Below are 12342 nucleotides of genomic sequence, written 5' to 3' on the forward strand. Positions count from 1 at the left end.
CTGGTGTTTTCGATTGGGCAGCTGTAATCCGCTAACGCAGCATGCGTTTCAAATCGAGAGACAATCGGCAATCACCACAAATGTCAATAGCGAGAGATTCGGTTGCGGGAACCGACTGAAAGCGCCCGCCGGCATCGAGCGACCACGCCGAGAGGCTGTTCGCCTCGGGGTCGATGACCAGATACCAACGGACGCCTTGGTCGCGATAGAGGTCTTTCTTTTCTCCGACGTCTCGACTGCGGGTCGCATCCGAAAGAACTTCCGCGACGAGCGCGGGCGGCTGTTCGACATGCCTGACCGGGGCGTCTCCACAAACCACCGACACATCGGGGCGCACGACCGTATCGTTCGAAATGATCCAATCAATCTCGGCGAGCACCGCGGCACGGCATCCGCTTAACTCGACCGCAAGCTCCAGTTGGGTTGCGATGCGAACGAGCAGCTGAGAGTGCCGACCAAAGGGACTGGGGCTCATCGAAACGGGCATCCCATCCCAAAGTTCCCATTCGCCTTCCCATCGCGCGTAATCCTCCACGGTGTAAGCCGGACGGTATCGAGGCGCGGAACTCATGCGAATTTGGAGGTTAGAAGGAATAGCGGCCGGATGCCCCTGAGTTTATCTGCCTCAGCGAGTGTACGCCAATTGGCTCCAATCCGGGGCCCCCCACCAGTCGCGGCGGCGACGACTCTTAGCCGCCCATCGGCGAACAGATCTCGATCAAGAAACCGTTGTTGTCGCGAACATAGGAAACGGTTTGCCCCCACGGCTTTGTCTTCGGCGGTGACACGGCGACGGCACCGTTTTCGATCGCGCGGTCATAGCCCGCCTGGACGTCTGGGGTTGTGAACGCGATTTCAAACGCGGCCGATGGGCCATCGGGACGCGTTTCGGCATAGTCCAACCCGTGTGACCCGGCCAAGGCATGGGAGACAAACCCGAGCGTGACGGCACCGCTGTCCAGTTCGCCATATTCCTGGTCACCGTCCTTGTGCATGGATTTGCGAGCAAAGCCGAACGCGGACTCATAGAACGCCAGGGACTGCTCTACATCGGCAACATAAAGCAGCGTGTAACCAAATTTCATCGAACGACTCTTGGGCAAAGGAGATCAAACGGGCACGAGAATTCTATAAAATCCAATCCTCTTCTGCTCATCCAAAGGATCGATCATGCCCATTTCATGCCCCTTGGCGATTCGCAGCCCGTCTTATCAAGAATTCAAAGCCTTGGACTACTGCAAGGTGATGCCCCAAGCATTCTGCACCCACAATTGCCTCGGCCCTCTGGCGGACGAATTCGTCTACAAAGCCGACTTTGCCGCCAGACTACGCGAATCCGGACTGGACACGCAGATCGAGGTTCCGGTCTACGTGACCTTCGACACCTTTGAAAAACGCTACGTCCTAGACGCGGTCGTCGGGAAATGTGGTGTCTATGAACTCAAAGTGGCACGTGCCTTGACGCCGGAGCACGAAATGCAACTGCTGAACTATCTCTACCTGCTGGATATTGAACGCGGGAAACTCATCAACTTCAGGACAGATCGAGTGGAATGTCAATTTGTCAATTCGGGGACGACTCGATCACAACGTCAGAGCTTCGCTATCGATGGAATTCGCTGGTGCGACGAATCACCGTTGAGACGCCTGTGTATCGACATTCTCCGAGATTGGGGGACCGGCCTGAGCCTGCCCTTGTACTACCAGGCGTTGACACATTTGCTCGGCGGTGAAGAGCGTGTGGTGAAACAGGTTCCAATGAATCGCGATGGATTGCCACTGGGAAGGCAACGGTTCCATGTCCTGAGCAATCGGTCGGCGTTTGAGGTGACGGCGTTGCTGAACGGTCATCGCCAGTACGAACAGAATTTGCGTAAGCTACTTCGCCATAGTCCGTTCGAGGCGATTCACTGGATCAATATTTCGCTTAAAGAGGTTCGGTTTGTGACGGTGGTTTGAAGGTTTGGTGGAGAGGTTTGGTGGAGAGGTTTGGTGGAGAGGTTTGGTGGAGAGGTTTGGTGGAGAGGTTTGGTGGAGAGGTTTGGTCAAAAAATTTAGTGGTCAAAAAATAAGAAAGAACAGGGCAGTACGTTCATGGAAAATCACTCGCCCATTTTTTGACCAACTCATTTTTTGACCAACTCATTTTTTGACCAACTCATTTTTTGACCAACTCATTTTTTGACCAACCCATTTTTTGACCAACCCATTTTTTGACCAACCCATTTTTTGACCAACCCATTTTTTGACCAACCCATTTTTTGACCAACCCATTTTTTGACCAACCTCCCCTCAGCAACACCCTCCCTCTCCGCAGCAATCCCCGATCGGCAGTTGCACCGATTTCCCGCCGGCTTTGGTGACCTTCGGCGAGCGTTCGACCCGGCCGCCGGTGCAGTCGTAGTGCGCCGCGTCTTGTGGCAGGATTTCCGTTGCCGGTGAGAGACCGACGAAGTCTTGCGTGTAGGGTTCGCTCTGCATTTTCTCGAACGTTTTGCGGCAGACGGCGGCTCGGACACCGCGAGTGAATTCGTGGCCGTCGTCGTCTTTCACACTGGCGTAGGGCCCCCGATACATCACCGCTTCGTTGTGTTCATAGCAGAGCGTGTCGGGGTACTTGTAGGCGATGACCGTGACGGATCTAAATTCGATCCCCTCGACGATTTGCCACGGTTCGTTTTGATAGGCCGGCATCTGGGCGGCTTGAAACCCCGCGTGAGTGAACGCGTCGATGAACGCTTTTTCTTGCAGCGATCCGCTGATGCAGCCACTCCACAGACGACCATCCTGCTGCATGTGCACCGGGACCGGTTCATCGCTGACGATGTCACTGATCACGGCTCTGCCGCCGGGCCGCAAGACGCGAAAGATCTCCGCGAACAGTTTCTCCTTCTCCGCCGCGTCGACCAAGTTCAACACGCAATTGCTGACCACGACATCGACGGAGTTGTCGGGGATCATCGGTTGTTGCGATCGCATGTCCGCGACGAACGCTTCAAACCGCTGCAACGCGGCTTCGCTGTTGACGGGGTTTTGGACCAGGTACTCATCCACGCGATCTCGATCGATCTGCAGGTCTTGGATCTTGCCCTTGCAGAACCGGACGTTGTCGTAGCCGATTCGTTCGGCGACGACGTGTTGGCTTTTTCTGGCCAACGCGAGCATGTCGTCGTTCATATCCACACCGATCACGGCGCCGGACTGACCGACGACTTGTGCGGCGATGAAACAGATCTTTCCGCCACCGCTGCCCAAGTCCAACACCGTCTCGCCTTGTCGGACATACTTCGATGGGTCACCGCATCCGTAATCGCGATCGATCACTTCTTGCGGAATGACTTCCAGGTAGCGTCGGTCGTAGTCGACCGGGCAACACAGTTCGGGTTCACGCGTCTCGGCGGCCGAGGAATAACGTTGACGAACGGCAGATTCGGTATTCAATGCTGACATGGCGGACGAAGGTTGGTCGGTCAGGAAAAGGGTCGTGTTACAACAACTACAACAACGCGCCGCTGCAACTGCTGCCCGCACCGGCGGTACACCCGTAGCAGTGGTCTGCGGTTGCGATGCGGCGGTTGGCAAACTGGTGCAGCGAATCGGTGTTCCAAATCGTCGGCGGCGCGGACGAACCGGATCCAACGGCGGAACTGGAGGCGGGCAACTCGATCATTTGATTGAAGTCACAATCATAAATCGCACCGTCCCAGGCGATCGACAGCAGCGATCGGCACATCACCTCCTCTGCCGCATCGGAATTAAAATTTTCCTCCAGCAGATGCATGTACTGCTCGAGGCGTTGTTTTTTGGCCAGGAACATCGCGTAGCGTTTGATCGGAATGTTCGTGATCGTCAGCAGCTGGTTGAATCGAATGCCATAGCGTGCATGGAGTTCGCGTTTGTAGTCGGCTTGTAGACTCGCTTGGTCCGGGGGCAGAGACGGACCGGTGGGGTTGAACACCAGATCCAGCCGCAGTCGGGTGGAATCGTCACCGTAGCCGAGGTCATTCAACTGGCGCAGCGCATCGAGACTTTGTCGAAACACTCCGTCGCCGCGTTGGCCGTCGACATTTTGTTCCAAATAGCACGGCAGCGAAGCGACGACATCGACGCCGTGGTTTGCCAAAAAGGGCGCGGCCCATTCATAGCCCGGTTGTTGCAGGATGGTCAGATTGCATCGATCGATGACCCGAATTCCGCGACCGCGAAACTCACGGACCAGGTCACAGAAACTCGGATTCATCTCCGGCGCGCCGCCGGTCAGATCGACGGTTCGGAGGGAGCGACAATCGCGTGACAGTTCGACGACACGGGCCGCCGTCTTGGCGTCCATGTTCTCACGCGTTTTCGTCGGCCCGGCGTCGACATGACAGTGCGTGCAGGTCTGGTTGCACAGTTTACCGAGGTTGATTTGCAATTGTTCCACCGCGATTCGCCGCAGCGGCGAGGCTTCGCGGGCGACCCGGGCGGCGAACGGCTGGACAAGATTGGTAGGCAGACCGGCGTTGATGACCGGCAACAGTGATTTCATGGACGCAGCAAGAATGGGAGCGACGGAGCTAGGGGCAGTGCAAAAGATAAGACAATGCCCACGCGGTGTGTGCAACCGCCAGCCCGGAATCGCCGCCGAATCCGCCCGCGATCAAGAACTTTCTGCCAGCGACCGGCGTAGCAGTCGCGAGACAGGTACACCAGGCACCTTTACCGAGCACCTTTACCGAATCGACCAAATTGTCTTTGCCGCGCAAAATCGGGCTCTTCTTGCTCATCGGATTGCTGATCGCCAAAGTGGTCGGTGTTGTGATGCGCGGCCCCAGTCCGATGGTGCTTGACGCCGGGTTCTATTGGGAATTGGGCGGCTTGGTCGCCGACGGCGATTGGCTGTTGATGCAACGCCCGATCGCTTACCGAACACCGGCCTACCCGTGGCTGATCGGTTTGTTCCGCGCCGTTTCCAGCGATCCGCTGTTCGCCCTGGTTGTCTTCCAAGGTGTGCTCTGGATGGCCACGATCGGATTGATCGCGGCGCTTGCGTCGGAGATTTCGCGAGACCGGCGTGTCGTGTGGGTCGTCGTGGCCCTGGCGATCCCGATGCTCTGCTCGGCCGTGTATGTCACGACGGTGCTGACCGAAACGCTGTTCGTTTTTTCGATCGTCCTGCATCTATGGTCGGTCGCTCGGTTCACCCGCCGGCCGACGGTGGCGGGCGGGTTGATGGTCGGATTGACACTCGGGTTGGCAATCCTGACGCGTCCGGTGGCGATGTTGGTGTGGATCGCCGACCTGATTTATGTCATCACCAGTTGGTACTGGATTGCCAATCCGGCGACGCAGCACCTGTGCCATCGGCGTGGTTGGATCGGTGTCCTGTTGGCGGGAATCGTCACGGTCGGCTGTGTCAGTCCCTGGCTGGCCCGCAATCACGCCCTGTTCGGCAAAGCAATGCTGACCGAATTCGTCGGACGCAACCTCTGGATCGTCACCTTCCAGGACGGCAGCGGCGCCGGATTGGGGTTGCCCGAATCCGCCGGTGCTGCGCGGCTGAAGACACAGTTGGGAGACGACGTGTGGGGCAATCTGTCGGTCGACCAGAGTTGGCGACATACCTGGACCGTCTCCAACGCACTGACCACGTCGGGGATGGACGACCCCTCGGCAGACCGATTGATGAAACGCGTGGCGACCGAGGCGATCGCGGAGTCACCGTTGCCGTTCGGAATAAAAACACTGCGTCGGCTGATCAACTTTTGGCGCACACGGGCGACACAGATCCCGGCTCAACTGGCGGATCTGGCAGCGGACGAAACCGTGACGCGTGAAACGTTGTCACAGGAGTTTTATGTCGGACAGCCGGTCTGGGGCGTTAAAGTCCCACCTGTCGATACAGCCCTCCGCCATCGATGGAGCAATTGGCTGGCCGGCAACACGTTGTTGATGTTGGCGACGCTCGCTGCAACGATGCTGCTGATCTGGCGGCGTCCCACACGCGCCGCCGGCCTGTGGCTGGGAGCGATCCTCGGCTATTTTGCCACGGTGACCGCGGTACTGGAGATTCCCGCGTACCGCTACCGGATGATCGTCGAGCCGGTTGTCCTGCTGGTGATCGTGCTGGCAATCGTCTCGATTTCGGCTTGCGATGGGGGGTTGAAAGTTTGGCGGGGTGTTTGGTCAAAAAATTTATTGGTCAAAAAATAAGAGAGAACGAGGAAGAAATCTCATCAAACTCTAACCCACTCATCTTTTGACCCACTCATCTTTTGACCCATTGTTCCCCAACGACGATCCTACCGAAGCGACCCAATCCGAATGAGCAGTTCAGGAGAAAGCAGGCCGAGTGATGAAACCAAGCGGATCGAGCTGTCGGTCGTCATGCCCTGTCTGAACGAAGCCGATACGGTGGCAACGTGTGTCGAAAAAGCCGTCCGGGCGATGAAGGAAGCGGGCATCGTGGGCGAAGTCGTCGTCGCCGATAACGGCAGCACCGACGGGTCACAGGAGTTGGCGATTGAACAAGGAGCGCGGATCGTCGACGTTCCCCAGCGAGGATACGGCGCGGCGTTGATGCACGGCATCGAAGCCAGCCGAGGCAAGTACGTGCTGATGGGCGACGCCGATGACAGCTACGACTTTCTGGAAATCCCCAAATTCATCGACTCACTGCGTCAGGGACACGACTTGGTCCAAGGCTGCCGACTGCCCCGCGGTGGCGGCAAAGTCTTACCCGGTGCGATGCCGTTTTTGCATCGTTGGTTCGGCAACCCCGTGCTCAGCTGGCTCGTCCGATTGATGTTTCGCATCCCGATCAACGACATCTATTGTGGGATGCGCGGCTTCACGCGGAAACACTACGACCAGCTCGACCTTCGTTCGCCGGGGATGGAGTTTGCGACGGAGATGATCATCAAGAGCGGACTGCATCGTGATTCCCATGGCACGTCTTGGAGCCAGGTTCCGATCACGCTTCACCCCGACGGCCGCCAGGCGCATCCGCCGCATTTACGGACCTTTCGCGACGGCTGGCGAACGCTGCGTTTGTTCTTGGCCTTCAGCCCCACGTGGACGTTCTTCCGCCCCGGCATGGTTCTGTTGATGGTCGGGCTGGTCGGTTACGCCTTGGCGCTGCCGCAAGTCAAAGTGTTCGGCGCGGCGTTGGACGTCCACACGCTGTTGGTCGCCAGCCTGTTGGTGTTGATGGGATGGCAGTGCGTGTTGCTGGCGACGCTGGCGAGGATTTTCACCGGCCGTGAAGGCATGATGCCGCCCCACGAAAAACTGGAACACGTCACCGTCGAACGCGGACTGGCGTTCGGGATTGCGGCCGGGATCGGCGGCGTGGCGATGATCGGCTTCGTGGTTTGGCGATGGTGGCAACAGGATTTCGGGGCGTTGAATTATCCGTTCACAATGCGTTGGGTCGTACCGGGCGTGACACTGGTCGCGATCGGTTTCCAAACCGCCATGGCATCACTGATGAGCGGCGTGTTGATGATGCAACGTTCCCGCCGGCTCGATCGCCCGGTCGCGGGAACACGCGACGATCACCCGACAAACACCGCCCCGGCGGAGGAGACCCCGTCATGAGCGATTCGGCCAGCCCCGACATCATCCGCCACGTCGCCGCGGGGCAATTGTGCTGTGACCCCGTCTGGGAAGCCGCGTACAAGCGGTTTGAGACGCCGGAACAGGAGATCGCAAAGTTCATCAAACGGCTGCGGCGATTCGGTTTCGAAACACTGAACCGCGACAGCCGCATCGTCGAAATCTTTTGCGGCCGTGGCAACGGGCTCGTTGCACTGCAGCGTATGGGGTTCCGAAATCTCGAAGGCGTCGATCTGAGCGATAGCCTGTTGGAAGAGTATCGCGGGCCGGCCCAACTGCACTTGGCCGATTGCCTGGACCTGCCGCTGGAATCGGACCGCTATGATGTGGTGATCGTCCAGGGCGGTCTGCACCACTTGCCGGACATGCCGACGGATTTGGATCGATCGCTCGCGGGAGTGCATCGAATCCTAAAACCTTCGGGAAAGTTTTACGTCATCGAACCGTGGAAGACGCCGTTCCTGGTGTTCGCCCACGCCGTCACCGAGCTGTCGTTGATGCGAAAGCTGTATGCCAAAGGCGACGCGTTGGCGATCATGACCGAGCGAGAACGCGTGACGTACGAACAATGGCTGGGGATGCCCGACGTGATCCGCGAAACGTTCCAGCGGCACTTCGAGATCGAATCCTGGAAGACGACTTGGGGAAAACTTGCCGCCATCACCGCACCGAAAGCCCATTGAACCACCCTACCCTGCACCACTGGATCGACGGCCAGCACCACGCCGCGTCGTCCGCCCGCAGTTTCCAATCGCTCAACCCCGAAGACGACTCGGTGATCGCGACGGCACCCCGTGGCGACGCCGGCGATGTCGCGTTGGCGGTCGATTCAGCCGCCAAGGCGTTCGAGCGTTTTCAAGAGCTGGGGCCGTCGCAGCGTGAAGCCATCTTGCTGCGGGCGGCGGACCTGTTGGAACAGCGATCGGCAGACTTTCGCGATTTATTGATTCGCGAAATCGGATCGCCCTTGGGCAAAGCGTCGATGGAAATCGGGATCGCGACCCGAGTGTTAAAAGCCAACGCGGCGATGGCCCGACGGATGACCGGGCGCACGTATTCGAGTGACGTTCCGGGCCGCTGGAGTCTGGGGTTTCGAAAACCGCTCGGCGTCGTCGCCTCGATCACCCCGTTCAACGTCCCGCTGATCAAGGGCATCAAACACAGCAGCATGCCGTTGGCGACGGGCAACACCGTCGTCTGGCTGCCATCGGAACAGACGCCGATGATCGCCGCCGCGATCGCCCAGCTGTACCACGACGCGGGGCTGCCCGCCGGGGCGTTGAACATGGTGCTGGGGATCGGCGCAGAGATCGGGGACGACTTGGTCAGCGCCCCGCGGATCGACGCGGTCAGTTTCACCGGCTCGGCGGCCGTCGGACGGCGGGTGCAATCGCTGTGCGGCCGTCACGGAAAACGGGTCACGTTGGAACTCGGTGGCAAGAACCCGCTGATCGTGCTCGACGACGCGAACCTGGACGCCGCGGTCGCTGCGGCGGTGCGCGGCGGGTTCATTTACCAGGGCCAGATCTGCATGGCATCCAGCCGCGTGATCGTCGACCAATCCCTGGCACAGGCGTTCACGGAGCGTTTTGTCGCCGCGTCAGGGTCACTGGGCATGGGAGCGTTGACGGATCCGAAAACGATGATCGGACCGATCATCACGGCGAAAGCCCGCCAACGGATACGCGATCATCTGGCCGATGCGGTCGCTGGCGGGGCAAACCTCTTGTGCGGAAATCGGTGGACAAACAATCGAGTGAACCCCACGATCGTTTCCGGTGTCACGTCTGCCATGAAGCTGTTTCGCGAAGAAACCTTCGGGCCGGTCGTCTCGATCGAGACTGCCCAGGACCGCCAGCACGCATTGCAACTCGCCAATGCCTCCCCCGGCATGCTCGCCGCAGCCGTCTTCACCTCGGATCTCGATGCGGTGATGACGTTCGCAGATTCTTTGGGCACTGCGATGGTTCACGTCAACGACATGACGATCCAGCAAGAACCCGAAGTCCCGTTCGGAGGCGACGGGCAAGCGGGCTTCGGCCGCGAAGGCATGGAGACGGGGATCGAAGACTTCACGACCTGGAAATGGGTCACGCTTCGGAACTGAAGTTTCAAGTTTCAAGTTTCAAGTTCCAAGTTTGGGATTTGACGTAGTGCCTGGAACTTGAAACTTGAAACGCGCAACTTGAAACCCAAACGCCTGGAACTTGAAACTTGAAACCCGCAACTTGAAACCCAAACGCCTGGAACTTGAAACCCGCAACTTACAACAAACAACTTACAACGTTACCTTCCTGATATGGAAATCTCACAAGAACTCGCCGACCGCGTGATGCGGTTGGTCGTCTCGCCGGAATACCGGCCGAGCAAACCCAAGCAGATCGCCGCGACGTTAAATCTGGACGCGGACGATTACCGGGAACTGCGGCGCACGATCAAGCAACTGGTCTTGGAAGGGCGTCTGATCTATGCGTCGAATCATTTGATCATCAGCACCGGGGCGATCGGCGGCCCCCTGGACCGGATTCGCGGCGTCTTTCGGATGGCGGCCGGCGGCCAATTCGGTTTCGTCCGGCCGGGCGACTCCGGCGACGGAGCGGTCAGCGAAGACCTGTTCATTCCGCCGGGACAGACCGGCGGGGCGTTCGAAGGTGACTTGGTCGAAGTCAAAGTCCGGCCGAGCCGTCGCGGCGGAAGCGAAGGCAGCGTGAGCCGAATCATCGAGCGATCGCGCCGCCAATTCACCGGCACGTTCAACATGGTCGATGGCCGCCCGGCCGTTTATTTGGACGGCACACCACACGACGCACCGGTCTTCATCGGCGACATCCAAGGCTTGCCGATCGAGAAAGACGACAAGGTGTTTGTCGAAGTGGTGACGTTTCCCGGCGAAAACGGCAAGGGCGGCGAAGCGGTTCTGCTGGAACGACTGGGCAGTTCCACCAACCCCGGGATCGACACGTTGACCATCATGCGGCAATACGCCTTGCCCGATGAGTTCCCCGAAGCGGTGATCGCCGAAGCACGGCAACGCGCCGACGAATTTGACGAAGACAACCCTCCCGCCGATCGGCTCGATCTGACTGGACAGCTGACGCTGACGATCGATCCCTACGACGCGCGTGACTTTGACGACGCCATTTCGCTGGTTCGCGAAGACGAAGGCCGCTGGCGGTTGTGGGTGCACATCGCCGACGTCGGCTACTTCATCCATCCCGGCGGCCAACTCGACCAGGAAGCGCGCCAGCGGGCGACCAGCGTCTACCTGCCCGACCGCGTGATTCCCATGGTGCCGGAAATCATCAGCAATCACTTGGCCAGCCTGCAGCCAGAAAAAGTCCGGCTGGCCAAATCGGTCGAGATCGAAATGACCGACGACGGCACCGTGATTCACAGCGAAGTTCACAACACTGTGATCCGCAGTGACATGCGGTTGCACTACCGCCTGGTCGATCAATTCCTGGAAGCCCCGGACAAGTATCGCGAGAAGTGGGGCGATGCGATTTGTGACATGCTCCGCGACATGCACTCCCTGGCGATGACGATCCGCAAGCGTCGTTTCAAACGCGGTGCGATCTCGATGGACATGCCCGACGTCAAACTGGAACTGGACCGTAGCGGCAAAGTCAAAGGCGCGTACCGGACGGAGAACACCGAAAGCCACCAGTTGATCGAAGAGTTCATGTTGGCGGCCAATCAAGCCGTCGCGACGTGGCTGGACGACGCCGGGCTGAAATTCCTGCACCGCATCCACCCGCCGCCGGAACGACGCAAACTGCGCCAGCTGTCCCATTTCGTTCGCGACCTGCGATTGGGAATCGACTCGGTCGAAAGCCGTTTCGAAATTCAAAACGTGCTCGACCGCGTCGCCGGCACACCGCTGGAAGACGCGGTGAATTTCGCGGTGCTCAAAAGCATGAACAAAGCGGTCTACGGCCCCCAGACCGACGGGCATTATGCGCTCGACATGCAGCACTATTGCCACTTCACCAGTCCGATCCGGCGTTACCCGGATTTAACCGTGCATCGTCTGATCGACCGACTTCACGCCGGTGAAAAGACCCCGGATGATTCGGTCGGTGCGTTGTTGCAACTGGGGCACCATTGCAGCGACATGGAACGCAACGCGGCGCAAGCCGAGCGTGAACTGACCGAACTGAAGCTACTTCATTACTTAAAGAAACACCTCGGCGACACGATGACCGCCGTCATCAGCCGGGTCTTCGCCGACGGCTTTCTGGCACGCTGTATCAAACTTCCCGTCGACGGCTACGTCAGCGTCGACCAGCTGCCGTCGGATCAATATCGATTCGAACGTCGCGGTCAGATGCTGGTCGGATTCAAAGCGCATCATCGCTATCGGCTGGGCGATCAATTGACGGTCAAAATCAGCCGCGTCGACCTGATCCAACGGGAACTGTTCCTGGAACCGGTCAAGAATCACTCGGTCGGCAACAGCAACCCCAACGACCGAGGCGTGAAAGCCGCCAATTCCGGCGGCGGCAAGTCGAAGCACAAAGACAAACGCAAAAAGGAACGTCGCCAAAAGGGCAAACGCAAACGACGCTAATGCTGACAGGGAGGGTGACAGGACCGACTGCACAACTTCCCCCCCCTTTCCGGCCTTGCCGACCCTGGAACGGCGTTGTGAATTCGGTACACTTTTCGTCAGGCGGACACCGCGGAAGCTTTCGCGGCGTGTTTTTCGCTCCGCCCCCCAGCCGATCATTGACATCTTTGCCCCGC

11 protein-coding genes are annotated in these 12342 nt (G+C 58.9%); 6 read left to right on the forward strand and 5 right to left on the reverse strand.

Annotation, left to right across the window (positions count from 1 at the left end):
* Nucleotides 1-31 precede the first annotated feature (31 nt).
* On the reverse strand, nt 32-571 hold the full coding sequence (locus tag Enr13x_RS32600; RefSeq protein WP_145391063.1) for a Uma2 family endonuclease: 540 nt from the start codon (nt 569-571) through the stop codon (nt 32-34).
* 118 nt (nt 572-689) lie between these two features.
* Complete coding sequence (locus tag Enr13x_RS32605; RefSeq protein ID WP_145391064.1) at nt 690-1085, reverse strand: VOC family protein; 396 nt, start codon at nt 1083-1085, stop codon at nt 690-692.
* 85 nt (nt 1086-1170) lie between these two features.
* Between Enr13x_RS32605 and Enr13x_RS32610 the strand changes: the two genes are divergently transcribed.
* Nucleotides 1171-1959, forward strand: a complete 789-nt coding sequence (locus Enr13x_RS32610; RefSeq protein WP_145391065.1) for a GxxExxY protein — start codon at nt 1171-1173, stop codon at nt 1957-1959.
* A gap of 333 nt (nt 1960-2292) precedes the next feature.
* Here Enr13x_RS32610 and Enr13x_RS32615 read toward each other — a convergent pair whose 3' ends face one another.
* The 3 genes from Enr13x_RS32615 to Enr13x_RS32625 are packed head-to-tail and all read right to left on the reverse strand — an operon-like array spanning nt 2293 to nt 4766.
* Nucleotides 2293-3450 (reverse strand): methyltransferase domain-containing protein, encoded by a 1158-nt coding sequence (locus Enr13x_RS32615; RefSeq protein ID WP_197455521.1) that lies wholly within the window; start codon nt 3448-3450, stop codon nt 2293-2295.
* Between the two features lie 46 nt (nt 3451-3496).
* Nucleotides 3497-4528, reverse strand: a complete 1032-nt coding sequence (gene arsS, locus Enr13x_RS32620) for an arsenosugar biosynthesis radical SAM (seleno)protein ArsS (protein WP_145391066.1) — start codon at nt 4526-4528, stop codon at nt 3497-3499.
* Nucleotides 4529-4556: 28 nt separating this feature from the next.
* The gene (locus Enr13x_RS32625; RefSeq protein ID WP_145391067.1) at nt 4557-4766 is read right to left on the reverse strand and encodes a hypothetical protein; all 210 of its coding nucleotides are present in this window, start codon (nt 4764-4766) and stop codon (nt 4557-4559) included.
* On the opposite strand from Enr13x_RS32625, the gene Enr13x_RS32630 reads away from it, so the two are divergent.
* From Enr13x_RS32630 to Enr13x_RS32650, 5 genes are all read left to right on the forward strand, one after another.
* The gene (locus Enr13x_RS32630; protein ID WP_145391068.1) at nt 4759-6192 is read left to right on the forward strand and encodes an ArnT family glycosyltransferase; all 1434 of its coding nucleotides are present in this window, start codon (nt 4759-4761) and stop codon (nt 6190-6192) included. The genes Enr13x_RS32625 and Enr13x_RS32630 overlap by 8 nt on opposite strands.
* 111 nt (nt 6193-6303) lie before the next feature.
* Nucleotides 6304-7578 (forward strand): glycosyltransferase family 2 protein, encoded by a 1275-nt coding sequence (locus Enr13x_RS32635; protein ID WP_145391069.1) that lies wholly within the window; start codon nt 6304-6306, stop codon nt 7576-7578.
* Complete coding sequence (locus Enr13x_RS32640; protein WP_145391070.1) at nt 7575-8279, forward strand: class I SAM-dependent methyltransferase; 705 nt, start codon at nt 7575-7577, stop codon at nt 8277-8279. Before Enr13x_RS32635 ends, Enr13x_RS32640 begins: the two co-directional genes overlap by 4 nt.
* Nucleotides 8276-9703 carry an aldehyde dehydrogenase family protein gene (locus Enr13x_RS32645; RefSeq protein ID WP_197455522.1) on the forward strand — a complete coding sequence of 476 codons (1428 nt, stop codon included), beginning with the start codon at nt 8276-8278 and terminating at the stop codon, nt 9701-9703. The genes Enr13x_RS32640 and Enr13x_RS32645 overlap by 4 nt, the downstream gene beginning before the upstream one ends.
* A gap of 192 nt (nt 9704-9895) precedes the next feature.
* Nucleotides 9896-12166 carry a ribonuclease R family protein gene (locus tag Enr13x_RS32650; protein WP_145391072.1) on the forward strand — a complete coding sequence of 757 codons (2271 nt, stop codon included), beginning with the start codon at nt 9896-9898 and terminating at the stop codon, nt 12164-12166.
* Nucleotides 12167-12342 lie beyond the last annotated feature (176 nt).

The sequence above is a fragment of the Stieleria neptunia genome (assembly GCF_007754155.1).
Classification (GTDB): domain Bacteria; phylum Planctomycetota; class Planctomycetia; order Pirellulales; family Pirellulaceae; genus Stieleria; species Stieleria neptunia.

Bases quoted from the DNA above. Each gene is read 5' to 3' on its own strand.
- Enr13x_RS32615 (WP_197455521.1), bottom strand. From the start codon at position 3,450: ATGTCAGCATTGAATACCGAATCTGCCGTTCGTCAACGTTATTCCTCG.
- Enr13x_RS32625 (WP_145391067.1), bottom strand. From the start codon at position 4,766: ATGAGCAAGAAGAGCCCGATTTTGCGCGGCAAAGACAATTTGGTCGAT.
- Enr13x_RS32600 (WP_145391063.1), bottom strand. From the start codon at position 571: ATGAGTTCCGCGCCTCGATACCGTCCGGCTTACACCGTGGAGGATTAC.
- Enr13x_RS32610 (WP_145391065.1), top strand. From the start codon at position 1,171: ATGCCCATTTCATGCCCCTTGGCGATTCGCAGCCCGTCTTATCAAGAA.
- arsS (WP_145391066.1), bottom strand. From the start codon at position 4,528: ATGAAATCACTGTTGCCGGTCATCAACGCCGGTCTGCCTACCAATCTT.
- Enr13x_RS32635 (WP_145391069.1), top strand. From the start codon at position 6,304: ATGAGCAGTTCAGGAGAAAGCAGGCCGAGTGATGAAACCAAGCGGATC.
- Enr13x_RS32605 (WP_145391064.1), bottom strand. From the start codon at position 1,085: ATGAAATTTGGTTACACGCTGCTTTATGTTGCCGATGTAGAGCAGTCC.
- Enr13x_RS32650 (WP_145391072.1), top strand. From the start codon at position 9,896: ATGGAAATCTCACAAGAACTCGCCGACCGCGTGATGCGGTTGGTCGTC.
- Enr13x_RS32640 (WP_145391070.1), top strand. From the start codon at position 7,575: ATGAGCGATTCGGCCAGCCCCGACATCATCCGCCACGTCGCCGCGGGG.